Source organism: Caballeronia arvi (assembly GCF_001544695.2).
Taxonomy (GTDB): domain Bacteria; phylum Pseudomonadota; class Gammaproteobacteria; order Burkholderiales; family Burkholderiaceae; genus Caballeronia; species Caballeronia arvi.
In genome coordinates, this window is record NZ_FCOM02000010.1 from 153,676 (window position 1) to 178,683 (window position 25,008).

The window sequence follows — 25,008 nt, forward strand, 5'->3', positions numbered from 1 at the left end:
CATTCCCCGAAAGGAGGCCTCGATTCGCGTCATGCGGATTAGTGCGCCTAGTCCTTTCGGCTTAGTTCAGCACGGCATGTCCGCATTGCGGCGCGCATAGCAGAACCACGTGACTGCCGCGCACACGGCATAGAACCCGATGAAGCACCAGAGCGCGGCGTCGGGCGAGCCGGTCATGCTCATCGACGTGCCGAACCCGCGCGGGATGAAGAAGCCGCCATACGCACCGATCGCGCCCGCGAAGCCCAGCACCGCCGCCGATTCCTTGCCCGCATCGTGCAGCGACTGCTTTTTCGCGGCGTCGGGCTTGCCCTCGGCTTCGCGCTGCTTCTGCGTGAGGAAGATCACCGGGATCATGCGGAAGGTCGATCCGTTGCCGATACCCGTCAGCGCGAACAAGGCGATGAACATCGCGAGAAAGCCACCAAAGTTGCCGCCGACGCCGTCGTGCGGCAGACAGGCCATCACGCCGAAGACGGCTGCGATCATCGCGATGAAGGTGATGAGCGTCACGCGCGCGCCACCGAGGCGGTCCGAGATCCAGCCGCCGACCGGACGCGTGAGCGCGCCCGCGAGCGGCCCGAGGAATGCATAGGCGGTCGGATTCACCGACGGAAACTCTGCCTTCGTCAGCAAGGCGAGACCCGCCGAAAAGCCGATGAAGGAGCCAAACGTGCCGATATACAAAAGGCACATCAGCCAGTTGTGCTTTCGCCTGAAGATGACGGCCTGTTCGGCAAACGACGCCTTCGCGTCCGCGATGTCGTTCATGCCGAACCACGCCGCGAGCGCCGAGATCACGATGAACGGCACCCAGATGAAGCCCGCGTTCTGCAGCCAGATGCCGTGTTCGACGCCGTTCGCGGTGTACGACTGCCCGCCGCCTGCGAGCGCGCCGAACACGGCCGCCGAGATCACGAGCGGCGTGACGAACTGCACGACCGACACGCCCAGGTTGCCGATGCCCGCGTTCATGCCGGTCGCGAAGCCCTTCTCTGCTTTCGGGAAGAAGAAGCTGATGTTGGCCATCGACGAGCTGAAGTTCGCGCCGCCGAGACCGCACAGCAACGCGAGCACGAGCAGCGTCGGATAAGTCGTCGACGGGTCGCGCAGCGCGAGCCCCATTCCGATTGCCGGAATCAGAAGGCTCGCGGTGGACAACGCGGTGAAGCGCCGTCCGCCGAAGATCGGCACGAGAAACGAATAGAAGATGCGCAGCGTCGCACCCGACAGCGGAGGCAGCGCGGTGAGCCAGAACAACTGGTCTTTCGTGAAATGGAAGCCGCCCTTGTCGAGACTGACGACGACGACGCTCCACAGCGACCAGACCGTGAAAGCCAGCGCCAGCGCGGGAATCGAGATCCAGAGGTTACGCCGGGCAACCGATTCGCCCGTCGCGCGCCAGAAGGCTGCGTTCTCGGGCTCCCATTTTGTGAGCAGGTAACGTGAAGGTGTCGACATGGTTACTTTTTCGATTGAAATGTGAAGTGCATGCAGATCAGACTGACGGCAGTCGCGCCGAACATCAGCATGAAACAGGTGGTGCGGACGCCCGTGAGATCGACGAGCAGTCCGAACAGGATCGGCAACAGGAAACCGGCGAGGCCGCCCGCGAGACCGACGACGCCCGAGACCGCGCCGATGTTCGACGAGAATTCATCCGAAACGAACTTGAACACCGACGCCTTGCCGACCGCCATCGCGACGCCGACGACGAACATCAGCGCGGTGTAGGCGACCGGTCCCATCGCGATGTGGAACGTGACCGGGCCGTCTTTCGCGTGAACGACGAAATCGGTCACCGGATAGCTCAGCAGGAAGAAGCACGCGAGTGCGACCCACATAACGATCCAGGTCGTGCGATACGCGCCGAAGCGGTCCGACATCCAGCCGCCGAGCGCGCGCAGCACGCCGCCGGGCAGCGAAAAACAGGCGGCGAGAAACGCAGCCTGTTCGATGCCGAAACCGTATTGATTCACGTAGTACTGCGGCATCCACAACGCGAGGCCGACGTAGCCGCCGAACACCACCGAGTAGTACTGCGCGTAACGCAGCACGCGCCGGTCTTTCAGGACGGCCATCTGCGCGCCGAAGCTCTGCGTGCCGGCGCTCAGGTGTGCGGGGTCAGAGGCGGAAAAGACCCAGAAAAGAAGCGCGGTCACGAGCATCGCCACCGAATAGACCTTCGGCACGATCGTCCATGTGCCTGCGGTGAGAATCAGCACCGGCGCGACGAACTTGGTCAGCGCGGCGCCCGAATTGCCCGCGCCGAAGATGCCCATTGCGAAACCCTGGCGCGCCTTCGGAAACCAGCGCGCGACATAGGGCGTGCCCACCGAAAACGACGCGCCCGCGACTCCGACGAACAAGCCGAGCACCAGGAATTGCCACAATTCGGTGGCGTAGCCGATGAACCAGATCGGCACGATGGTGACGGCCATCGTGAAGAAGAAGACGATGCGGCCGCCGAAGCGATCGGTCCAGATCCCGAGCGGCACGCGCGCGAGCGAGCCTGTCAGCACGGGCATCGCGGCGATGAGGCCGAATTCGGTATCGGTGAGATTGAGCTGCTTTTTGAGAGGGATGCCGAGGATGGCGAACATCATCCATACGGCGAAGCAGATCGTGAATGCGAAGGTGCTCGCGCCGAGCACGCGCCAGGCGCGCGCGTCGGTGGAGACCGGAGTACTGATGGGTGTGTTGACGACGCTCATCGTCCTTTCCTTGTCGTTGTAACTTGCTCGACAAGGGTACGGAGCGTCGCGCGAGACGCCTATCCGCCGGGCGGATGCGGCGTCGATATGCCGCTAGTCAATGCGGCGTAGTTCGGAAGGCTTAGCGAGCGCGCGTTCAGGCCTTCGGCGAAGCCAGTGCGATGCAGCTCGCGGCATCGATCGAAAAATGGATGGTCTCCCCGACCGGCGTCTTGTGCGACGGATGCACCCGCGCCAGCACGATTTGTTCGCCGACGCGGATCTGAAAATCGAGCGTTTCACCGAGAAACACCTTCGCCGCAACCGTGCCGGTGTACACGTTCCGCGCACTGATGCCATCGAGCGTTTCGTGCACCATCACGTTTTCGGGGCGCACCGAGATCACGACTTCGTCGCCGGGGCGGCACGACACCGCGTTCGCCACCGCGATCGGACCGATCGACGATTCGATCAGCACGTTGCCATCGTCGCCTTCGCACTCGCGCACGCGGCCGTCGATGAAATTGGTCGTGCCCACGAAGTCCGCGACGAACTTGCAGTTCGGTAAATCGTAGATCGCGCGCGGCGCGGCTTTCTGCACGATCTGGCCGTCCTTCATCACGGCGATTTCGTGCGACAGCGCGAGCGCTTCCTCCTGATCGTGCGTCACATAGATCGTCGTGATGCGCAGCTCGCGCTGCATGCGCTTCAGCTCGAAACGCATCTTGTCGCGCAGCTTGGCATCGAGATTCGAGAGCGGCTCGTCGAGCAGAAGCAGCTTCGGCTCCATCACGAGCGCGCGCGCCAGCGCGAGACGTTGCTGCTGGCCGCCGGACATGCGCGTCGCGTCGCGGTCCGCGACATGATCGAGGCCCACGGCCGTCAGCACGCGCATCACCTTTTCTTCGATCTCGCGCTTCGAATATTTCTTCTCGCCGACTTCGAGCGGAAAGCTCGCGTTGCGAAAGACCGTCATGTGCGGCCAGATCGCGTAAGACTGAAACACCATGCCGAACTTGCGCCGGTTAGGCGGCACGAAGGTCTCGTCGCGCGCGGAAAACACGGTCACGCCGTTCACCGAGATCGAGCCGCCGACCGGGCGTTCGAGCCCCGCGATGGAGCGCAGCGTCGTCGTCTTGCCGCAGCCGCTCGGGCCGAGCAGCGTGAACAGCTTGCCCTCGGGGACATCGAAGGAAACGTCGCGGGCCGCGCGCACGCGCACGTTGTTGCCATCGACATATTCGGTGTTCAGGCCTTGTACGTTCAGCACGTTCGTCTCCGTTTTATTCTGTCGCCAGGCGTCGCTTCAAGCGTGGTTCGCCTTCACGCCGAACTTCCCGCCGATCCATTGCAGCAGCATGACGAGCGCGAGCAGCGCCAGCACGAGCATCACCGACAGCGCCGACAGCTCCACGTATTGCCCGTTCTGCCACAGCTCCCAGATCACGATGGACACCGTCTCCGATCCGGGGCTATACAGCAGGATCGAGCTCGACAGTTCGCGGATCGACACGATCATCACGTAGATCCAGCCCGCGAGCAGACCGGGTTTGAGTAGCGGCAACACGATGCGGAAGAACGTCGCGCTCCAGCTCGCGCAGCTCATCGCGGCGGACTCTTCGAGTTCCTTGTGAATCTGCACCATCGATGTCGTCGTGTAGCGCATGCCGTACGGCATGAACCGCGTGATGTAGGCGATCAGCAGAATCCACAGCGTGCCGTAGATGCCGATATCGACTTTCAGCGACACGATCATGAACGACAGGCCGAGCACGAGCCCTGGAAACACGAGCGGCAGCGACGCGAGGTTGTCGAGCAGCCAGCGGCCCGGTAGCTTTGTCTTGATGACGATCCAGCAGATCACCGCGGACAGCAGCATGACGGCGGTCGCGCAGCCGAACGACAGCATGAGGCTGTTGATCACCGCATGACGCAACGTCGACAGATGCAGGATGTAGCCGTACGCATCGAATGAAAGATGATGCAGCGCGGAGAGCGACGGCGTGCGGTAATACTTCTGCAGCGACGACCAGAGCAGCACGGCGAACGGCAGCGCGACGATCAGCAGAAAGTAGACGACGAACACGCCGACCGTGAGATACCGCCACCTGCCGATATCGACGACGCGCGGACGGAAGCCCTTGCCGCTCATCGTCGAATACTTGCCGCCGCCCGACGACACGCGCGATTGCAGATACAGACCGATGGACGTGATGATGAGCAGCAGCATCGAATACGACGATGCGAGTCCGATCTGGCTCGGATACTGTTCTATCGCTTCATAGATCGACGACGTGAACACCTGCAGCTTCACCGGCAAGCCAATGAGCGCGGGCACTTCGAACGATTCGAGCGCCCGCACGAAGAGAATCAGCAGCGTCGAGACGATGGCCGGAAACGCGAGGCGCAGCGTGATGCGCCACATCGTGCGCGCGACGCCCGCGCCGCTCATCAGCGACGATTCCTCCAGCGACGGGTCCATGCCGCGAAAGGCGGCGGACATGAGGAGGAAGGCCATCGTCGAATAATGCAGGCCGTCGACCCAGATCATGCCGCTCATGCTGTAGATGTCGAAGATCGGCTTCGTCACGCCGAACAGCGAGCCGAACACCACGTTCAGCACGCCGATTTTCGGGCTCGCGAGAAAGATCCACGCGATCGTGAAGAGAATGCTCGGGACGATCAGCGGAACGATCGTGATCGCATAGAAAAACTTGCGGAACGGCGTGTTCGTGCGCTCGATGATCCACGCGAGCACCGTGCCGATGAGAAACGACACGCACGCCGCGCCGAGCGCGAACCTGAGCGAATTGAAGAGCGTGCGCAGCGTTTCGGGGCTGCCATAGGCGAGCCTGTAGTTGCCGAACGTGAAGACAGCGGGGTTATCGGCGACTTGCGGCGTGAAGAAGCTCTGCCAGAAAAGGAACACGAGCGGGATCAGCGCCAGCACGCCCGCGACGATCACCGCGCCGCCGATCACAAACCACTTCGCGTCGAGCCGCGTGGAACGCGATATGGCTGCCTTCATCGCATCGAATGTCAGTTCCAAGCGCGGCTCCTCCTCGAAGTGACCGACTGGGTGTCATCGGATGAAGCGCATCATAAACTTAGGTACCTAAACAAATAAACCTGCGGAAAGTACTGAGGGCGTGCTGGCATGGTGGGCGTTCTGTCGGGCGGAATGAAAAGGCGCGGGGATTCGAATTACACCGCTCGACCGCGCGCTTTCACCACGGTTTATGACACCCGCGATCTCATCCCTTCGTTGTAGACTCCCTACCCTTCCGGACGACGACGAAAAGACGAATCCACCACGCGACACCCTGTCGCATCAGCTTGATCTGAAACAAAATTTCAACCATTCGCGCCATCGCGAAAATTCTTGCATGGCATGATCCTGACGCGGCGCTACGCCGTGTAACGGCGTTCTCCCGGGACGCTCCGATCATAGAAACCAGCGAATGCAATGAATGAGAATACCCAACGTTTAGCAGTGCCATTGTTATCGGGGTTGGCAGCCAGTCTCTGTCTTTCGGGATGCAAGCTGGAAGTGTTGGACTCGAAAGGCGTGATCGGCGCAGCGGAATCCTCGCTGATCGCCACCGCGACCTACGCCATGCTTCTCGTCGTAGTCCCGGTGATCCTGTTGACCCTGTTCGTCGCATGGCGCTATCGGGCGTCCAACAAGAACGCCACCTACGCGCCGAAGTGGGCACACTCCACGGCCATCGAAGTCGTGGTCTGGGCCATCCCCGCGGTCATCATCCTGTACCTCGGCATCCTGACGTGGAAAACCACGCATGAGCTCGATCCGTACAAGCCGCTCGAGTCGAACGTGAAGCCGATCAACGTCGAAGTCGTCGCGCTCGACTGGAAGTGGCTGTTCATCTATCCGGACCTGGGCGTCGCGTCGGTGAACCAGCTCGCGTTCCCGGTCGGCACGCCGGTGAATTTCCGCATCACGTCGGATTCGGTGATGAACTCGTTCTTCATCCCGCAGCTCGGCAGCCAGATCTACGCAATGGCCGGCATGCAGACCCGTCTGCACCTGATGGCCGACCACGCCGGCGACTACGCGGGCATCTCGGCGAACTACAGCGGCGCAGGCTTCTCCGACATGAAGTTCCGCGCTCTCGCCATGTCCGGCGGCGACTTCGACGCGTGGGTCAAGAAGGTCAAGACTGCGCCCGAGGCACTGAGCATGGACGTCTACACGGGCGTCGCCCGTCCGAGCGAGAAGGTTGCAGTGCGCTACTTCTCGACCGTCGATCCGAAGCTCTTCAACAACATCGTCGCGAAATACAACTACGGCCGCTTCGATGTGAATGGCGCAAATTGTGTAACCAAGGGGTAAGCCATGTTCGGCAAACTAACGCTCGAGGCCATCCCGTACCACGAACCCATCATCATGGGGGCGACCGTCCTCATGGCGGTGATCGTGCTCAGTACGGCCGGCCTTCTCACCAAACTCGGCAAATGGGGCTGGCTCTGGCGCGAGTATCTGACTTCGGTCGATCACAAGCGCATCGGCGTCATGTATCTCGTCGTTGCAGGGCTGATGCTCGTGCGCGGCTTCGCCGACGCGGTCATGATGCGTATCCAGCAGGCCATCGCGCTGGATTCGCCCGGCTATCTGCCGCCGCATCACTACGACCAGATCTTCTCGGCGCACGGCACCATCATGATCTTCTTCATGGCCATGGCGCTGTTGGTCGCCTTCTTCAACCTCGTCGTGCCGCTGCAGATCGGCGCGCGTGACGTGGCGTTTCCGTTCATCAACTCGCTGTCGTTCTGGATGACGGCCATCTCCGCCATCCTGATCAACCTGTCGCTTTTCATCGGCGAGTTCTCTAAGACCGGCTGGCTCGCGTATCCGCCGCTTTCGGAGACGCAGTTCAGTCCGGGCGTCGGGGTCGACTACTACATCTGGGCGCTGGAACTGTCCGGCGTCGGCACGCTGCTGACCGGCGTGAACTTCTTCGTGACCATCGTCAAGATGCGCGCGCCCGGCATGACGTGGATGAAGCTGCCGGTCTTCACGTGGACGGCGTTCTGCTCGAACGTGCTGATCATGGCCACGTTCCCGATCCTGACCGTGGCGCTCGCGCTGCTGGCGCTGGACCGCTACATGGGCATGCACTTCTTCACGAACGATGGCGGCGGCAACCCGATGGTCTACCTGAACCTGATCTGGGCCTGGGGTCACCCCGAGGTCTACATCCTGGTTCTGCCTGCGTTCGGCATCTATTCGGAAGTGGTCGCCACATTCTCGAAGAAACCGCTGTTCGGTTATCGCATGATGGTGTACGCAACGTGCTGCATCATGGTGCTGTCGTTCCTCGTGTGGCTGCACCACTTCTTCACGATGGGTTCGGGCGCGAACGTCAATGCCTTCTTCGGCATTATGACGATGATCATCTCCATACCGACCGGCGTGAAGATCTTCAACTGGATCTTCACGATGTACCGCGGCCGCGTGGAGATGACGACGCAAGTCTTGTGGACCATCGGCTTCATCGTCACCTTCACGCTCGGCGGCATGACGGGCGTGATGCTCGCCATCCCGGGCGCGGACTTCGTGCTTCACAACAGCCTGTTCCTGATCGCGCACTTCCATAACGCGATCATCGGCGGCGTGGTGTTCGGCTACTTCGCGGGCGTGTCGTACTGGTGGCCGAAGGTGTTCGGCTTCAAGCTCGACGAAAAGCTCGGCAAGAAAGCATTTTGGTGCTGGTTCGTGGGCTTCTTCGTGGCGTTCGTCCCCATTTACATTCTCGGCTTCATGGGTGCGACGCGCCGCCTGAATCACTACGATGACCCGGCGTGGCAACCGTACTTCATCGTCGCCGCCATCGGCGTGGGCATCATCGCGCTGGGCGTCGTGTTCCAGGTCGCGCAGATCGTCGTGAGCATCATCCGCCGCAATCAGCCTGCGTACCGCGACGTCACGGGCGATCCGTGGGGCGGGCGCACGCTCGAATGGACGATGAGCTCGCCGCCGCCGGTCTATAACTTCGCGAATCTCCCCGCCGTGCGCGAGCTTGACGATTTCGCCGATGCGAAGGAACACGGCCGCATCGATACGCGTCCGTACGGCGACATCCACATGCCGTCGAATACGAGCGCGGGTCTCGTGATCGGTCTGTTCGCCATGGCGTTCGGCTTCGCCGCGATCTGGCACATCTGGTGGCTGGCTGTCGCCGGTCTGGTCGGCATCGCCGCGACGGTCATCGGTTACAGCTTCCGTGACAACGCCGGCTTCATCATCCCGGCCGCGACCGTGAAGTCGACCGAAGAACGCAATCGCCCGCCGAAGATGCCCGCGAAGGCCGGCACGGTGCGCGAACCCGAACTGGAGGCAATGTAATGTCGCAATCGACACTTTCCGCGCAACACGCGCACGGGCACGCGCACGAACATGAGCACCAGTCGCATTCGGTGTTCGGCTTCTGGGCCTACCTGATGACCGACTGCGTGCTGTTCGCGTCGCTCTTCGCGACCTTCGCGATGTTCGCGATGCAGACCGCCGGCGGCCCCACGGGCAAGGATCTGTTCAACCTGAATGACGTCGCGTACGAAACGGCCCTGCTGCTCACGAGCAGCCTCACGTTCGGTCTCGCGATGATCTCGGCGCATCGCAGGAAGTCGGACGCGGTGCTCGCGTGGCTCTTCGTCACGTTCGTGCTGGGCGCTGGCTTCCTGTGGCTCGAAGTGCATGAGTTCGCGCATCTGATCGCCGAAGGCGCGGGTCCGCAGCGCAGCGCATTCTGGTCGGCGTTCTTCACGCTGGTCGGCACGCACGGTCTGCACGTCTCGATCGGCCTGATCTGGCTGGTCGTGCTCGCTGTGCAGATCGTCGGCAATCCGGAAATGAACGAGCGCGAACTGCGTCGCCTCGCGTGCCTGAGCCTCTTCTGGCACTTCCTCGACATCGTCTGGATCTGCGTGTTTTCCTTCGTCTATCTCGGGAGCGTCGTCTGATGGCTCATACGCATATCAACTCGTCGAGCGATTTCCCGCACGTCACGGTACGCGGTTATCTGATCGGCTTCGTCCTCGCCGTGGTGCTGACGGCGGCATCATTCTGGGCCGCGACTTCGGGCGCGTTCAAGGGCGAAAGCGCGATCGTCACGCTTGCGGTTCTCGCGGCGATTCAGGTCATCGTGCATGTGGTGTTCTTCCTGCACGTGAACGCATCGAAGCAGCAGCGTTGGCATGCCATGTCGTTTGCTTACACCATTCTCATGTCGCTGATTCTGATCGTCGGCACGGTTTGGGTGATGCATAACGTGCATATGCTGATGATGGCGCGATAACGCCGTTCGCATTCTTCGAGCGATCGAAAAGCGGGCTCCCTCGGGAGCCCGCTTTTTTTTCGTTCATCGACACGCGCGCGGCCGCTGCACGAATTCATCATCTGCTCAAGAATCTTGACAATTCTTTTGGCGAGGAACACCATCTGTCCATAATTTGATTTCATCATCCACAATATGGACAAGGAGACGCGATGACCGCGCCAAAGCCAACGGCCGACGCGATGACGCCGTATCAACTTCCCTTCCCCAAGGAAGCCCAGAAGGAAATCGTCGTCGGCAGCGCGATTCCCACCGACGAGCGCGAGTGGGTTCCGCAAGCCGAAAACGTGTGGTTCCGTCCGCTGTGCCTGAACGTGTCGACTGGCTACTGGATGAACCTCCTGCGCGTGCGCAAATCCGGCGTGCTGTCGCGCCACCGCCATCCGCAAGCCGTCCACGGCATGGTGCTCAAAGGTCGCTGGCGCTATCTGGAGCACGACTGGGAAGCGACCGAAGGCAGCTACGTGTTCGAGCCGCCCGGCGAAACGCACACGCTCTACGTGCCTGAAGAGGTCGAAGAGATGATCACGTACTTTCAGGTGAACGGCGTGATGTTCTATTGCGATCCGTACGGCAACTACACCGGCTACGAAGACGTGTTCACCAAGGTCGACATGTGCCGCAAGCACTACGAGGCCGTAGGACTCGGCGCCGATTTCGTCGATCAGTTCATCCGCTAAAAGAACCTCAACCCAGCCGAAGCCTCGTAGAAGCGCGTTCGGAGGAGACAAACATGCTGGAAAAATCACCCCGCCTGAAGCGCATTCAGATCGTCGCGATCACGTTTCTCATGCTCGCGGGCATCGTGAACTATCTCGATCGCAGCACGCTGTCGATCGCGAATCATTCCGTCACGCAGGAACTCGGCCTGTCCGCTTCGCAAATGGGCCTCTTGCTTTCCGCCTTTTCGTTCGCCTACGCGTTCTCGCAATTGCCCGTCGGCGCGATGCTCGACCGCTTCGGCGCGCGCGTCATGCTCGGCCTCGGCATGTTCGTGTGGTCGGTCGCGCAGTTGTTCGGCGGGCTCGTCACGAACCTGCATCAGTTTCTCGCGGCGCGCATCGCGCTCGGCATCGGCGAGGCGCCGCAGTTTCCGGCGGGCGCCAAAGTCGTTTCCGAATGGTTCGCGCAACGCGAGCGCGGCAAGCCGACAGGCATCTTCGTCACGTCGTCGACGATCGGCCCCGCACTCGCGCCGCCGATTCTCACCGTGCTGCTGCTGTCCTTCGGCTGGCGCAACATGTTCGTCATCATGGGCGCGCTCGGGATTGCGGTGTCGATCGGCTGGTACATCGTCTATCGCAACCGGCGTGATGTGAAGCTCGAATCGCACGAACTCGCGCATCTGACCGAAGGCGAACCCGCGCAGCGCACGGAACGCAACATGACGTTCGCGGAATGGCGCGGCCTGTTCGGCAAGGCGACCACGTGGGGCATGATTTTCGGCTTCATGGGCGTGATCTACATGGTGTGGCTGTATCTCACCTGGCTGCCCGCGTATCTCGAACACGAGCGTCATCTGACGATCGCGAAAACCGGCTGGGTCGTGACGATTCCGTATCTCGCGGGCACGATCGGCATGCTGTCATCGGGCTTCATCGCCGATGGTCTGATGGCGCGCGGCGTCGCCCCGATCCGCAGCCGCAAGTGGCCGATCTGCTCGGGCCTCATCGGCGGCGCGCTCTTCACCGTGCCGGCCGCGTTCACGCCGAACCTCACGCTCGCGATCGTGTATCTCTCGGCCGCGATGTTCTTCGTCAACATGGCGAGCGGTGCGGCATGGGCGCTCGTGTCGGTTGCCGCGCCGCGCCACATGGTCGCGTCGCTCGGCAGCATTCAGAACTTCGGCGGCTACTTCGGCGGCTCGTTCGCGCCGTTCATCACCGGCCTCGTCGTCGACAAGACACATTCGTTCGTCAACGCGTTCCTGATCAGCGCGGGCGTCGCGTTCGCCGCAGCGCTCGTCTACATGTTCGTCGTGCGCTCGCCGATCGAGGACGCCGCGCAGCAAACCGAGCCCGTTCCCGCGGTTTAACTCACATCGTCATGACTTTTCAAGCTGATCTCTTCAAGGGCAAGACCGTCGTCGTCACGGGCGGCACGCAGGGCATCGGCGCGGGCATCGCGCAGCAGTTCGCGGCGCTCGGCGCGCGCGTGATCGCGGCGGGCCTCGCGCCCACCGACGCGCAACGCGAAGCATTGGGCGACGACATCGAACTCGTTCATCTCGACGTCGCCGATGCGCAAAGCGCTGACGCGCTCATGAAGCGTCTCGACACGCTCGACGTGCTCGTCAACTGCGCGGGCATGATCCGTCGCGGCGACGAGCACGACATCGAAACGTTCGAGCGCGTGATCGCCGTGAATCTCAACGGCACGATGCGCATGTGCGCCGCGGCGCGGCCGCTGCTCGCCGCGACTCAGGGTTCGATCGTCAATACGGCGTCGATGCTGACGTTCTTCGGCGGCGGCCTCGTGCCCGCGTACAGCGCGAGCAAGGGCGGTGTCGCGCAACTGACGAAGTCGCTCGCGATCGCCTACGCCGCCGATGGCATTCGCGTGAACGCGGTCGCGCCCGGCTGGATCGCCACGCCGCTGACGCAGGCGCTGCAGGAGGATGACGGCCGTTCGCAAGCCATCCTCGATCGCACGCCGATGAAGCGCTGGGGCCTGCCGGAAGACGTCGCGCGCGTAACGGCGTTCCTCGCGTCGCCGGCGGCGTCGTTCATGACGGGCACGATCGTTCCTGTCGATGGCGGTTATTTGGTGGCATGATTCGCAGCATCATGCTGACCGACTCTTCCTCTTCCGACGCCGCCAAAGCCACCGGCACCGCCGCCTTCTCGAAGTTCATGGCGGTGCTGCAACTCGTCGCCGATGCGAGCGAGCCGCCGACCATCGCGCGTCTCACGGCGGAGAGCGGCTATCCGCGCCCGACGGTGTATCGCATCGTCGGCGCACTGATCGCGGAAGGGCTGGTCGTCGAGAGCGCGCGCGGCGGCTGTTACGCGCTCGGGCCGCGGCTGATGTCGCTTGCGAGCCGCAGCTGGGAGCGCTCGGACCTGCGCATCGCCGCCACCGACGCGTTGCAGGCGCTGCGCGACGCGACGCAGGAAACCGTGCACCTCGCCGTTCGCAGTGCGTCGGAGATGGTGTACATCGAGAAGCTCGAAAGCCCGCATGCGGTACGCATGGCGTCGCGCATCGGCACGCGCGTCACGCTGTATTCGAGCTCGGTCGGCAAGGCTTATTTGTCGACGCTCGCGCCGGCCGAACGCGATGCGCTCCTGCAAGGCATCGCGTTCGAGCGCTTCACGCCGAACACCGTCGTCGATCGCGCCGCGCTCGACGCCGAACTCGACGTAACGCAGGCGCGCGGCTATTCGGAAGACCGCGAAGAAAACGAGGCGCAGATTTTCTGCTACGGCAGCGCGATCGTCGGCGCGAACGGCGTCACGCTCGGCTGTGTCAGCGTCAGCATTCCGCTCTTCAGGAAAAGCGCGACGCCGCTGGAAACCTACGTCACGCCGCTCAAGGACGCCTGCCGCGCGATTGCGCAGCGCATGAGCCCGGGCACGCGCTAGACGGGCATCGTCACCAGATGTATCGGGCGCCGAGCAATCCCTGATAGCTTCGATACCCGCCGTCGCCCTGCTGATAGCCGAGGTTGCCCCACACGCGCCACTGCCGCCCGAGCTGTCCTTGCGCGCCGACCTTCACTTCCATGCGATTCTTCGGCCCGTCCTGTGACAACACGATCTGGTTGAACGCGATCGAATTGCCGCTCGTGTCGTGCCACCAGTTCAGCTCGACGAAGGGCAGCCAGCCCGGCGCGGCCTCCGATGCGGGCGCGTGAAAGAAACGCACGCCGAGGCGCGTCGTGAGCGCATTGACGGTGTGGCTATGCACCACCGTGCCGCTGCCTTCGACGTGATCGTCGGCACCGTAATTCGTGTAGATGAGTTGCACTTGCGGCTCGATCATCAACGGTCCCATCGATGTCAGCGCGACGGGAATCGCCCATCCGCCCTCCACCGATCCCGCGAACACACGGCTCGCGTAGCTTTCGCCATTCAGGAAAGCGCCTTTGACGCTGTTGTCGAAGTGCGCGTATTGAAACCACGTATCGACATAAGGCCCGTCCGGCCCGTTCGGATTGCGATGCCAGGTCGCATAGGCGCCGGCGCTCGCGCCGTTCACGTTGCCGCGCGACGTGTTGGGATTGTTCTGCGCGCTCGTGTCCGTGGTGGTCGAACCGTAGCCCGCCATCACACCCGCCTGCCAGCGCTGGCCGTTCCTCACGCGATGCAGCAGATCGATGCCGGCCTGCACGATCGCCGTATCGGCCGATTCGCCGATGCGTCCGCCCGCCGCGTTCGCGTCCGTATGGCTGCCCTGCGCGCGCGCCCACGCCGTCGATTCGTTGCCGCTCATTCCGCTCGTCGCGAACGGATCGGGAAAGCCGGCGCGATCGTGCAAGGTCATGACGAACATGCTGCGCGCCGCGCGCCTGATTGCCGAGATAGCCGCCGGGTTCCGGGCGCGGCGTCGGCGGCGATGGCGCATCCGATGACGATCGCAGATACCAGTCGCCATCGCCGGGCGTACTCACGCCGCCCTTGAAGAGCTGATATTCGTATGGACCCGCGACCGCGCGGCGTTCAGCGTGAACGCGCCGTTGCTTTGGCCATCCACCTGCACGATCTGGATGCCGTTGTTCGTCGCCGCACCCGCACCGCCCGCGTTGACGACCTTCACCGACGTCTGCCCCGCCGTGTCGCCGTGCACGACCAGACGATCGGTTGCCGAACCGTCACCGTTCAATACCGTGCTGAGCGTCAGCAGTCCGTTGTTGCCGGTGTAGTTGCCGACGACGGAGAGCGTGCTCGCGGGCGTCGGGCTGCTCATGCGGATTTCGCCGCCATTCACGAGAGCGCCGCCGATCGCGAACTGTCCCGCCGGACCGCCGACGAATCCGGGCGCGGCGTCCGCGACTGCCAGCAAGCCATTGTTGACGACCGTGCCGCCGACCGCGCCGTAGCCACCGAACGTGGCCCCGGGCGCGACGGTGACCTGCGTCGTGTTGGCGAGTTGCGCGCCGTTCGCCAGCACGAGCGAGCCCGCGTTCACCGCGGTGGTCCCGCCATATGTCTGCGTGTTAGGCAGCACGAGGCTGCCGCTGCCTTGTTGCACGAGATTGCCCGTGCCGCTGATCGTCTTGCCATACGTGACGTTGTCGCTGCGATCGAACACGAGCACGCCGTTATCGACGATATCGCCCGCCACACCGCCGCTCGTCGCGCCCGCACCGAGTCGCAGCGTGCCCGCGCCGATCGTGGTCGTGCCGGTGAACGTGTTGTTCCCGGTCAGCGTCAGCGTGCTCGCGCCGGTCTTGATGAGATTGCCGTTGCCGCCGATGACGCCATCGAAGCTGGAGTCGGCCGTGTAGTTGGCCGTCAGCGATGCGCCGTTGAGCGCCACGTTGCCCGCACCCGTGACATTGTTCACATGCTGATCGAAGCCATTCAGGTCGAAGGTGGCGCCAGGGGCGACCATCACGCCCGCGCTGTTCGCGATGACGTCGCTCGCGCCCGCTTGCAGCGTGCCGCCATTGACGAGCGTCGCGCCCGAATACGTATTCGCCTTCGACAGGCGCAGCGTGCCCGCGCCGGCCTTCGTGAGCGTCTTGCCGTCCCAGCGCGTCACGGGATTCGCGGACTGATCGACGAGAACGGCATCCATGTCGAACGAGTCGGCCGCGTCCGTCATGGTGAAGACGCCATTCGCGGTCTGCGGTGTCGTGCCGTGCGACGCGTACCACGTCAAGCCGAGTCCGACCACGTAGTCCTGCGGCGTGTAGACCGAGGTCAGCGTCAGGTAATCGACCGGATCAGCCGATCCGCCGATACGCGTGTTCGCGAACTTCCCCGACAGTCCTGCGGGTGTCGTCGCATGGATTTCGGTAAAGGCGCGCGATGCGAGTTGCGACGCGCTCGCTGCCGCGTCGGCCCGATATCCCGCGACGTTGAATGTCGCATCGGGACCGATCGCCGCCGTGTTCGCGCTGATGACCGGCTCCGCCGTGCCGACGACGCTGTTCAACGTGCCGTTCATCGCGAAGGCGTTGCCAACGGCGAGCTGGCTCTGGCCCGACATCGTCGTCGACGCGGCGGCCGCCGTCGTGTAATCGCCCGCGGTGCTGAACGCGCCCGCTTGCATGAAACGCAGCGCGCCCGCCTCGACCGATACCGAGCCTTGCGTCGACCCGATGCCGCTCAGCGCTGCTGCGCTGCCGCCCGTCTTGCGCAGCGCGCCGGGCCCCGCCAGCGTGTTGGCGAGCGTGCCGTCGGATGCGAAGTCGAGCTGCAAGCTGCCGTTGTTGGTGACCATGCCGGCGCCGAGCGCGTTGCCATGGGTCGCGACAAGCGTGCCGGCATCGATCAACGTGCCGCCCGTATAGAGGTTCGCGCCGGAGAGCGTCAGCGCCCCGCTGCCGGTTTTGGTGAGAGCGCCCGCGCCGGCGATCGTCCCGCTGAAAGCCGTATCGGACGTGTTGCGCGCGGTGAGCGTCGCGTTGCCGAGCACGACCGCGCCCGCGCCACTCAGGTTGTCGAGCCGCTGGGGAAAGCCGTTCATGTCGAGCAGGGCGCCGCTTGCGATGCTCACATTGGCGCTGGCCGCGATCGCGTCAGATAGTCGACCGGTGCGCCGGTTCCGCCGAACTGCACGCTGGTGAAGTTTCCGGTGATGCCGCCCGTCGTGCGGATGATGTTGAACTGCGTGCCCGTCAGCGCGCTTGCGCGGTTTGGCGCCGACGCGCCGAAACCGCTGACGTTGAGCGCGCCGAGCACGTTCGCGGTCGCTGCGGTGATGATCGGCTCGACACCGCCGATCGCCACCGTCAGGGTCGAGCCTTGCGCCTGCGTGAAGGCGGCGCCGACCGCAAGGCTGGCGTTCGCGGCGATCGTCGTGACCGCACCGCTCGCGGTCGTATAGGTTCCCGCGTTGAAAGCGCCCGCCTGATTCAGGCCGAGCGTGCCCGCATTGACGTCGACCGCGCCCTGACTCGAACCGGCGCCCGTCAGAAGCACCGCGCCGCTTCCCGCCTGTTGCAGCGCGCCCGCACCGCTCAGCACGCCGCCGAACGTCGAACTATCGCTGCGATTGAAGCGAACCACGCCATTGTTGACGATGTTGCCCGTCACGCTGCCGCTCGTGCCGCCAGCGCCGACGGCCAGGATTCCGCCCGCATCGACGGCGATGCCGCTGTCGTGGTTGAGCACTTCGCCGCCCAGCGTCAGGCCGCCGATGACATGCAGCGCCTGCACCGATGTACCGCCCATCGCGACCGGCCCGTTCAACGTCCAGTTGCTGCCCGCCGCGGCGGTCAGTCCGGCGAAGCCGTTGCCGTCCGTCGACGTGAAGCCGCCGTTCTCCGTGCCGGCGCCCGTCAACGTGATGGTGTTTCCGGCAGCGCCGCTGTGGATCGCGACGTCATTGCCGCCGTTGAGCCTCGATCCGGCGCCCAGCGTAATGGCATTGTTCGAGCCCGTGAGTTCCACCGCAGGCGCCGACGTGCTTTCGATCAAACCTTGATTGACGAGCGTGCCGTTCTGACTGAACTGGACGCCCGCGCCCTGCGTTCCGCGAATGGTTCCCGTCGCGGAGTTAGCGACGTTGGCGCTCGCGCTGCTGCCGATCTGCACGCCCATACCGCTGCCGGAAATCATGCCGTCGTTGTTGATCGTCGCGGAACCGGCTGCGATCACCACGCCTGCACCCGCCGCGCTCTCGATGGTTCCCGTGCTCCGGTTGTTGATGTTCTGCGCGGACGTGCTGTGGCTCTCCACGCCGGAGCGATAAGCGCTGATCGCGCCGTCGTTGTTGATCGTGGCAGTTCCCTGTTCGATGTCGACTCCCCAACCGTAAGTGGCATCGCCCACGCCGGTCTTGATCGTTGCCCCTGCGTGGTTGTTGATCGTCACGTCGCCGCTCGTGATCACCTGAACGCCACCAGCCGTTCCGCTGAGCGCACCCGCGCTGCCATTGTTCAACGTGCCGAAATTGTCGACGGTTCCTCCACTCGTGCCCTCGAACGAAACGGCCCAACTCACTCGCACGCTGATATCGCCGAGATTCACGAGACTGTTTCCGCTCCCGCCGCCGTTGAAGAACACGCCGCGTGCATTGCCGAGAAGCTGCCCCGTGGCCTGATTGGTGACGCTTCCGTTGACGTCGAGGCGAATGGCGGCGGCCGAGTTGTCCGTGGAGCTGATCACGGTCCCCGCATTCAGAAACGAAACAGGTGCGATGCCTTCTACGGCGATGGCGTCTCCCACGGATGTCGTAACCGTCGTTCCGGCGCCAAGTACATAGGACGTATCGGTGGAAAGCGTCTGCCCCGTCGAGCTCGAGTTCACCACCGTCACCGCCTGCACCACGGACGCGAACGTCATCAACGCCACCGCGCTCAATGGACGCAAAGCAGGGAGCCGGCCTGCGCGAGACGCTGTATGGCGTTGACGATCGATCATGCCCGGTCCCCGAGTGGCGTGCCGATGCGAGAATCACCGGCACAGCGATGCTTGTAGGCGCGCTCGTTCGAATCGACCTCATCAGCCAGATTGAATCGGAATCCGAAATTATTGGCCGATGCATCGAGGTCGCAGAGCGAACTGCTATCGGCATTCTAGGAAAACTTCATCGGGAATTCACGCACCCGTGTTCGCGCCTCGATTCGCGCGATGCGCAATGAGCCTCGGCAGACGCGGCAGCGTATGCGGCCAGTGTGTCGCTTCGTGCGCGATTCGCGCGGCCATGCTGCGCAGGCTGAACTGATCCGCCGCGAGCCGCACGATGACCCTGCGCGCGATTTTCCATACATCGACATCGGGCGCGATCTCCTGTGCGACGCGCTCGATCCTTTCCGCCGCTCTCGCCAGCAACACCGCGCGCGAAGCGATGCGCCCGTGCGACGCGCTGAACATGTGCTCGGCGGGCGCCTTGCCGATCGCGCCGAACAACTGCGCGACGCCGACGCCGCGCTTCGAATGCGCCGACGCGAAGCGCTCCGCCTCACGCCGATACGTCGCCTCCACGCGCACTTCATGATGCGTCACGTTCGCCTCGGGCCGGCCGTGCTCGAGATGCGCGCGCGCGGCCGCCTTGTGATCGCCCTCCATGAGCGCATGCGACACGCCGACGATGAAGTCTTTTTCATGCGCGGCGAAGATCATCGTCGGGTTATCGGCTTCGAGGACGATCTGTCCGCGCGTTTCGCGCTCGATGCTCACGCGTGCGCCCGCCGCATCCAGCCCCGCGTGATAGAGCCCGACGCCGAGCGCCATTTCGAAGAACGCTTCGATGAAGGTCGCGAGGACATCGGCCTGATCGAGCCCGCATGACGCGAGCGTGTCGGCATCGGTCAGCGACGCCGTTTCGATCGCGCGCGTGGTCAGCACCGTATCGTTGCAATAATCCCAAAGGACTTCGGGCACGGCGAGGCGATCGTCGTCGCGCAGACGGAAGCGCAGGTAGCTCTGATCGGCCGCGCGCTGGCGCAAGTCGATCATCGCGTCGACGCTCTCGCGTGCGCGGCGCACCCATTCGACCGGATGCAACTCGCGCGCCTTCGCCGAACGCCGTTCCGCGAAACGCGCCGCCGCGAGCGCGAGATCGAGATCGTCGTCGAGTTCGGCATGCGCATCCGCGCGCAACAGCGTGACGCGCACGGGAATATCGCCGACGCGCGCCCTGTGCGTCTGCTCCGCGACGCCCGAGCGCAGCGGAACGTCGCTCAGATCCGTGAGCTCGAAACGAAGCGCGGGCGGAAATGCCGCCACGCAGGCGTCGCGAAAGCGCGCTGCATCGTAGGGCACGAAGAGTCCGTCGAGTTCGTGCAGCGCGACGCGCACCGCCGTTTCCGCGAGCGCGGGATGACGCGAGAGCGCGCCCGAAGCGTTCTCCAGCACGCGCGACAGTTGCGACAGCGCGGGCACGCCTGCCGCGAGCGGTGCGGCGCGCGCGCCGTGCGACGCGAAGAAGCGCGCGACGCGCGTCATCGCGGCGCCGTCATCGGTCAGATGGCTTTCATGAACGAACGCCCGGCCAAGCCGCCATAGCGTCGCGAGTCGTCGGACGGACAAATTCAGGCTCGCTGAAAGTGAATTGAAACCGCTGAAAGACTGCAATGCCCTCGTGCACGGCACCGTTGCTCAATTTAAACCGATTCGGCCAAACGCGCACGCGGAGAAATCGATCGAACGGTCGCGCCGGGTCTGCAATATTTACTTCGATATCCTCTGTAGTTCGCGTTTCGACTTTCGAATCAATCCGTTTCCACTCGATGCCCGCCGATTGAGACGCGTCTTACGGAATCGAAACGCCCACTCGGCTTTAATGTCGACATCACAGACAAGCCCAGACGCGAAATGAAACCTCTCCAGATAACGGTCAACGCCCAAGGCCATACGGTCATCTCTCACTCCACGTCGATCAGCGAACATTGCAAGAGCCGCGCGCGCCTGCTTTCGTCGCTCGTCAACATGGTCGCCGCGCCGGGCGGCTTCGAGCACTTCTCGGCCTTCCCCGACGAGATGAAGCGCGACATTCTGAGCCTCATGCATTCGATCGCCGAAGAGCAGTCGCCGATCATCGACGCGCTCGAGCAGCACACCGCGCAGGCGTACTACGAGCGCGGCGTGAATGCCGCGTCCGAGCATTATCGGCAGAAGGAGCCGCCGGAAACTGGCGACGTGCAGCAACCGGCTGACTACACGCAACGCTGATCCGCACACGCTTCATCGAATGAAAGCGCCCCTGCATGCGAATGCAGGGGCGCTTTGTTTTTTGCATCGGCGGAAACGCTCCGCACGACTGTATATTTTTGTCGATGCGCATTTCGGATTAATCGCAATGCGGTATCTTATAAATACCGAAGGCTACAACGTATCAATAACAAGACCGAGGCGACTTCGAGCGCCCGTGTACGAAGGCTCATAACGATAATCCAAGAGGCACCATGCAATACCCTTCCGAGCATCCGATGTCCAGGGCGATGTACATCCTTGGGCAGATCGGCGCGATCATCTGTCATGAACGCGGGCCGCGCCCGCAAACCGCGGTGCTGAACAAGATGGCATCGCGTCCGGCCGAGGGCTTCTCGATCGCCATCGCGAGCATGAACGCGCTGTGCCCGCCGCGGCGCGGACATCGACGGGCGCTGCTGCAATGGAAGCATGCAGAAATCCGGCGTCTCGCCGATATGCTGCCGGACCCGTTGCCGACCGGCGCGTCCGCGTACTCGCAAATGCCGTTCTGGGCCGGCTATTGCCAGTACTGGGAATACATGCTGAAACAGCACGTTTCGCCCGATCTCGAGTTCGACACCATTCAGCCCGAACTCGCCGATGCGTAATCGCCTTCGCCTTCGCGCATCGAGAAATAATCCCGGATCACCGCGATCATGCCGTCGAGTTCCGTCGGCTTGACGAAGTAGCCGTTGAATCCGGTGCGCTGCGCGCGCGTCAGGTCCTCCGGGTCCGTGCGGCTCGTATGCGCGATCAGCAGCATCGAGAGATCGATCGCGCGGATCGCTTCGGCGGCCTCCCAGCCGTCGCCGAGCGGCATCATCAGATCGAGCAGCACGACGCCCGGCCGCCACTTGCGCGCGAGCGACACGGCATCGAGCCCCGTGTGCACCGCGCGCACGGTGAAATCGGCGTCTTCGAATGCAAGACAGATCGCGCGCGTCGCGTCCATGTCGTCATCGGCGATGAGCACGCGCGGCTCCTCATGCCGCGTCGCCGGTAACGGAATCTGCCACAGTGCGTGCGAAGGAACAGGCTGGTAGCGTTGCATCGTCATTGGCCTCGGAATGGACGGAGATAACAGCAACGATCATTCCTTTGCAGGTGACCGGGCGTGACGCAGGCGCCATGCGAGCCGCCGACGTTACACTTCGGGAATACCCGATGGCTGTCCCGGCGCGTTGCGAGCGTCGACGATGGTGCGTCATCTCCAAACGAGAGGCTAATCGATGTTCGTCGTGTATTGGCTCGGCGGCAACCCTGATATCGAAGGCGCGGCGCGCTTCAGACGATTCGATGAAAACGCGCTCGCCGACGCGCTGCGCTTCGTGGAAGACCTTCGGCGCCGCCAGTCCGATGGCGAAGATGTCGGTTTCGTGACGCTATGCAGTGAAAACCCGCATTCGGTCGGCAAGCCGGGCGCCGCCGATCCGCCCGCCGATTACGAATGGAAAAAGCGCCGTCGCTAGCATTGTTTCCGTCGCTGCTCTTAAGCTCTCTTGTAAAAGATGCACGCTCATTCGCCGCTAAGTCTGCGCGGCGATCATGCGTCTCATCGATTCATACCGGAGACGCGCCATGTACAAGCACATTCTCGTTGCCGTAGGTACGAGCCTCAGCGAAAGCGCCCTGACGACCGCCATCACGCGCGCCCGCGACTCCAACGCGCGGCTCACTGCGCTGCATATCGTCGATCAGACGCCGTGGTGGGCGGTGCCCACCGCGGAAAGCGATCCGGACGATACGCTCGACGTCATCGACGATCACGCGCGCGCAGTCACACGCTACGCGGCGCGGCTGATCGACAGCGCGGGCATCGACGGCGTCGCGCGCAGCGTGGCGCAGCCGCTGAACGGCGTCAGCGTCGGCGAGCTGATCGCGCAGGAGGCGAAGCGAGCGGGCGCGGATCTCATCGTGCTCGGCGGCGAATCGGATACCGGCTGGCGGCACGGCGAGGCGCGTCTGCGCGACGTGGTGTGCCTGCACGCGCGCTGCGACGTGCTGATCGCCGCGCACGCGCCTGCGCCCGCGGCGTTCCACGCGGAAAAGGAAATGGAGTCGATCGAGGCGCGTTTCGCCGGTTCGCAAGGCCGGGCGAACGCGCGGGCGGCGCATCGTCAGAGCGCGCCGCGCAAGTGAGCCGCAAGCTGGACGATGCCGATCGAAATCTGCTTCTCACGTTTCGGATCGAGCCGGCCGATCGGCACGCTCGTCGATACCGCGACGCGCTTGCCCGCCGGCGTCATCCCGACATACGCCGCGAAGCACGCGAGGCCTTCGGCCACTTCCTCGCGCTCGACCGCGAGGCCGCTCGAACGAATCGCGGCGAGATCGCGTAACAGCGCCGCGCGCCGCGTGATGGTGCGCGGCGTCACCGCTTCGAGACGCTCGGGAAGACGCTCGATGACGGCTTCATCGGTCAATCCGGCGAGCAGCGCCTTACCGAGCGCGCAGCAGTGCGCGGGCAGACGCGATCCGAGATCGGACACGAGCCGCACCGGCCGATGTGCATCCTCGCGCGCCACGTACACCACCTGCACGCCGTCGAGCACGGCAAGCTGCACGACCTCGTTGTGCTTGTTGATGAACGCGCCCGCGCCTTCGCGAAACGCGGCCTGCAACTTGTCGTGGCGCACATACGCGTTGCCGAGCTCGAACAGGCCGACGCCGACCACGTAGCCATCGTCGCGCTTTTCGATCCATTGCATGCGCGCGAGCGTTTCGAGCATCAGGTAGAGCGTGCTGCGCGAAAGGCCCGTCTGTTCGGCGAGCGTCGCCGCGCGCACCGGCTTCGCGGCGATGGCAAGCGCTTCGAGAATATCGTTCGCGCGGCGCAGCGCGGGCACGTCGTAAGCTTTTTCCATACGCGTCATATTCCAACAGGTTGGATAAATAATCAACCTGATGGACACCACATGACGCGCGGGCTAGGATCGGTTTTCCTTTTTCGCCAGCCAACCGAATTCATGCAAACCGTCAACATCTCCTCCTGCCTGCCCGAAGATTTCGCCGATGCCGTGCTGATCGGCCGCGTGTGGCATCCGGCGCCGGTGAATGGTCCGTCTGTCGTCGCGGTGCGCAAGGGCGAAGTGTTCGACATCACGCGCGCCGCGCCGACCACCGCCGATCTCTTCGATCGCGACGATGCACTCGATATCGCTCGCAACGCAGAAGGCGAGCATCTCGGCAACGTTCAGGATCTGCTGCTGTCGACGCTCGACACTTCCGCCGATGGCCTGCGCCTGCTCGCGCCCTGCGACGTGCAAGCGGTGAAGGCGTGCGGCGTCACGTTCGCGGTGAGCCTGCTGGAGCGCGTGATCGAGGAGCAGGCGGGCGGCGACGCGAGCAAGGCTCAGGAAGTGCGCGACACGATCAACAAGCTGATCGGCGCGGATCTATCGAAGATCAAACCCGGCTCGGACGCCGCGATGAAGCTGAAGGCGGAACTGGAGCGGCGTGGCGCGTGGTCGCAATACATGGAAGTCGGCATCGGGCCGGATGCGGAAGTGTTCTCGAAGTCGCAACCGATGTCGTCGGTGGGTTTCGGCGCGGACGTCGGCCTGTATCCGACATCGCAATGGAACAACCCGGAGCCGGAGATCGTGCTGGCGGTGAATGCGCGCGGCGAGATCGTCGGCGCGACGCTCGGCAACGACGTGAATCTTCGCGATATCGAAGGCCGCAGCGCGCTGCTGCTCGGCAAGGCGAAGGACAACAACGCGTCGTGCGCGATCGGTCCGTTCGTGCGTCTCTTCGATGAGCGCTTCACGCTGGATTCGGTGCGCGGCACGAGCGTGTCGTTGAAGATCGAAGGCACGGACGATGGCTTCGTGCTCGAAGGCGTGAGCCACATGAGCGAAATCAGCCGCGATCCGGCCGATCTCGTGACGCAGACGCACGGCGCGCATCATCAATACCCGGACGGCTTCATGCTGTTTCTCGGGACGATGTTCTCGCCGATCAAGGATCGCGATACGAAAGGCGGCGGCTTCACGCATCATCTCGGCGATGTCGTGACCATCTCGACGCCGTCGCTCGGGGCGCTGGTCAATACGGTGCGCTTGTCGACCGAGATCGAGCCGTGGACGTTCGGCGTGCGGGCGTTGTATCGGAGTCTGGCGGCGCGGGGGGTGTTGGGGAAGGCCGACTGAG

General features: G+C 63.6%; 21 protein-coding genes and 1 pseudogene. 13 read left to right on the forward strand and 9 right to left on the reverse strand.

The genetic code is table 11. The features are described 5' to 3' along the window. Positions 1-66: 66 nt before the first annotated feature. From AWB74_RS14650 to AWB74_RS14665, 4 genes are all read right to left on the reverse strand, one after another. Positions 67-1,461 carry a NarK family nitrate/nitrite MFS transporter gene (locus tag AWB74_RS14650; RefSeq protein WP_061147462.1) on the reverse strand — a complete coding sequence of 465 codons (1,395 nt, stop codon included), beginning with the start codon at positions 1,459-1,461 and terminating at the stop codon, positions 67-69. A 2-nt stretch (positions 1,462-1,463) separates the two neighbouring features. Continuing rightward, on the reverse strand, positions 1,464-2,714 hold the full coding sequence (locus tag AWB74_RS14655) for an MFS transporter (RefSeq protein ID WP_061147463.1): 1,251 nt from the start codon (positions 2,712-2,714) through the stop codon (positions 1,464-1,466). A 136-nt stretch (positions 2,715-2,850) separates the two neighbouring features. Continuing rightward, positions 2,851-3,963: an ABC transporter ATP-binding protein gene (locus AWB74_RS14660; protein ID WP_061147464.1), complete on the reverse strand. Its 1,113-nt coding sequence runs from the start codon at positions 3,961-3,963 to the stop codon at positions 2,851-2,853. Between the two features lie 36 nt (positions 3,964-3,999). Further along, positions 4,000-5,742, reverse strand: coding sequence for an ABC transporter permease (locus AWB74_RS14665; RefSeq protein ID WP_061147465.1), 1,743 nt, complete (start codon positions 5,740-5,742; stop codon positions 4,000-4,002). A gap of 417 nt (positions 5,743-6,159) precedes the next feature. Between AWB74_RS14665 and cyoA the strand changes: the two genes are divergently transcribed. The 8 genes from cyoA to AWB74_RS14705 all read left to right on the forward strand — a co-directional run bounded on the left by cyoA (position 6,160) and on the right by AWB74_RS14705 (position 13,632). Beyond that, a complete protein-coding gene (gene cyoA, locus AWB74_RS14670) occupies positions 6,160-7,047 on the forward strand; it encodes a ubiquinol oxidase subunit II (RefSeq protein WP_061147466.1) in 888 nt (295 codons plus the stop codon). Between the two features lie 3 nt (positions 7,048-7,050). After that, the gene (gene cyoB, locus AWB74_RS14675; RefSeq protein WP_061147467.1) at positions 7,051-9,060 is read left to right on the forward strand and encodes a cytochrome o ubiquinol oxidase subunit I; all 2,010 of its coding nucleotides are present in this window, start codon (positions 7,051-7,053) and stop codon (positions 9,058-9,060) included. Next, on the forward strand, positions 9,060-9,674 hold the full coding sequence (cyoC, locus tag AWB74_RS14680; protein ID WP_061147468.1) for a cytochrome o ubiquinol oxidase subunit III: 615 nt from the start codon (positions 9,060-9,062) through the stop codon (positions 9,672-9,674). The genes cyoB and cyoC overlap by 1 nt, the downstream gene beginning before the upstream one ends. Then, a complete protein-coding gene (gene cyoD, locus AWB74_RS14685; protein ID WP_061147469.1) occupies positions 9,674-10,009 on the forward strand; it encodes a cytochrome o ubiquinol oxidase subunit IV in 336 nt (111 codons plus the stop codon). The genes cyoC and cyoD overlap by 1 nt, the downstream gene beginning before the upstream one ends. A 191-nt stretch (positions 10,010-10,200) precedes the next feature. Further along, a complete protein-coding gene (locus AWB74_RS14690) occupies positions 10,201-10,728 on the forward strand; it encodes a 2,4'-dihydroxyacetophenone dioxygenase family protein (protein ID WP_061147470.1) in 528 nt (175 codons plus the stop codon). 53 nt (positions 10,729-10,781) lie between these two features. Beyond that, positions 10,782-12,083, forward strand: a complete 1,302-nt coding sequence (locus AWB74_RS14695; protein WP_061147471.1) for an MFS transporter — start codon at positions 10,782-10,784, stop codon at positions 12,081-12,083. Positions 12,084-12,094: 11 nt separating this feature from the next. After that, the gene (locus AWB74_RS14700; RefSeq protein ID WP_061147472.1) at positions 12,095-12,823 is read left to right on the forward strand and encodes an SDR family NAD(P)-dependent oxidoreductase; all 729 of its coding nucleotides are present in this window, start codon (positions 12,095-12,097) and stop codon (positions 12,821-12,823) included. Continuing rightward, a complete protein-coding gene (locus AWB74_RS14705; protein ID WP_200821972.1) occupies positions 12,820-13,632 on the forward strand; it encodes an IclR family transcriptional regulator in 813 nt (270 codons plus the stop codon). The genes AWB74_RS14700 and AWB74_RS14705 overlap by 4 nt, the downstream gene beginning before the upstream one ends. A gap of 10 nt (positions 13,633-13,642) precedes the next feature. Here the strand turns inward: AWB74_RS14705 and AWB74_RS14710 are convergent. The 3 genes and pseudogenes from AWB74_RS14710 to AWB74_RS14725 all read right to left on the reverse strand — a co-directional run bounded on the left by AWB74_RS14710 (position 13,643) and on the right by AWB74_RS14725 (position 20,193). After that, a pseudogene (locus tag AWB74_RS14710) lies at positions 13,643-16,684 on the reverse strand (autotransporter outer membrane beta-barrel domain-containing protein). A 26-nt stretch (positions 16,685-16,710) separates the two neighbouring features. Beyond that, on the reverse strand, positions 16,711-18,504 hold the full coding sequence (locus AWB74_RS14715) for a beta strand repeat-containing protein (RefSeq protein ID WP_143749228.1): 1,794 nt from the start codon (positions 18,502-18,504) through the stop codon (positions 16,711-16,713). 255 nt (positions 18,505-18,759) lie between these two features. Continuing rightward, positions 18,760-20,193 (reverse strand): AarF/UbiB family protein, encoded by a 1,434-nt coding sequence (locus AWB74_RS14725; protein ID WP_061147477.1) that lies wholly within the window; start codon positions 20,191-20,193, stop codon positions 18,760-18,762. A gap of 285 nt (positions 20,194-20,478) precedes the next feature. On the opposite strand from AWB74_RS14725, the gene AWB74_RS14730 reads away from it, so the two are divergent. Continuing rightward, complete coding sequence (locus tag AWB74_RS14730) at positions 20,479-20,835, forward strand: hypothetical protein (protein ID WP_061147478.1); 357 nt, start codon at positions 20,479-20,481, stop codon at positions 20,833-20,835. A 233-nt stretch (positions 20,836-21,068) separates the two neighbouring features. Next, positions 21,069-21,464, forward strand: coding sequence for a hypothetical protein (locus AWB74_RS14735; RefSeq protein WP_061147479.1), 396 nt, complete (start codon positions 21,069-21,071; stop codon positions 21,462-21,464). On the opposite strand, the gene AWB74_RS14740 is transcribed toward AWB74_RS14735, so the two are convergent. Beyond that, complete coding sequence (locus AWB74_RS14740) at positions 21,440-21,907, reverse strand: response regulator (RefSeq protein WP_061147543.1); 468 nt, start codon at positions 21,905-21,907, stop codon at positions 21,440-21,442. The genes AWB74_RS14735 and AWB74_RS14740 overlap by 25 nt on opposite strands. A gap of 178 nt (positions 21,908-22,085) precedes the next feature. Between AWB74_RS14740 and AWB74_RS14745 the strand changes: the two genes are divergently transcribed. Both AWB74_RS14745 and AWB74_RS14750 read left to right on the forward strand, forming a co-directional pair. Beyond that, a complete protein-coding gene (locus AWB74_RS14745) occupies positions 22,086-22,325 on the forward strand; it encodes a hypothetical protein (RefSeq protein WP_061147480.1) in 240 nt (79 codons plus the stop codon). 109 nt (positions 22,326-22,434) lie between these two features. Continuing rightward, entirely contained in the window at positions 22,435-22,995 is a 561-nt protein-coding gene (locus tag AWB74_RS14750; RefSeq protein WP_061147481.1) for a universal stress protein, read from the forward strand. On the opposite strand, the gene AWB74_RS14755 is transcribed toward AWB74_RS14750, so the two are convergent. Next, the gene (locus AWB74_RS14755) at positions 22,974-23,720 is read right to left on the reverse strand and encodes an IclR family transcriptional regulator (RefSeq protein WP_061147482.1); all 747 of its coding nucleotides are present in this window, start codon (positions 23,718-23,720) and stop codon (positions 22,974-22,976) included. The genes AWB74_RS14750 and AWB74_RS14755 overlap by 22 nt on opposite strands. 102 nt (positions 23,721-23,822) lie before the next feature. On the opposite strand from AWB74_RS14755, the gene AWB74_RS14760 reads away from it, so the two are divergent. Further along, positions 23,823-25,007 carry a fumarylacetoacetate hydrolase family protein gene (locus AWB74_RS14760; protein WP_061147483.1) on the forward strand — a complete coding sequence of 395 codons (1,185 nt, stop codon included), beginning with the start codon at positions 23,823-23,825 and terminating at the stop codon, positions 25,005-25,007. Position 25,008: the final 1 nt, after the last annotated feature.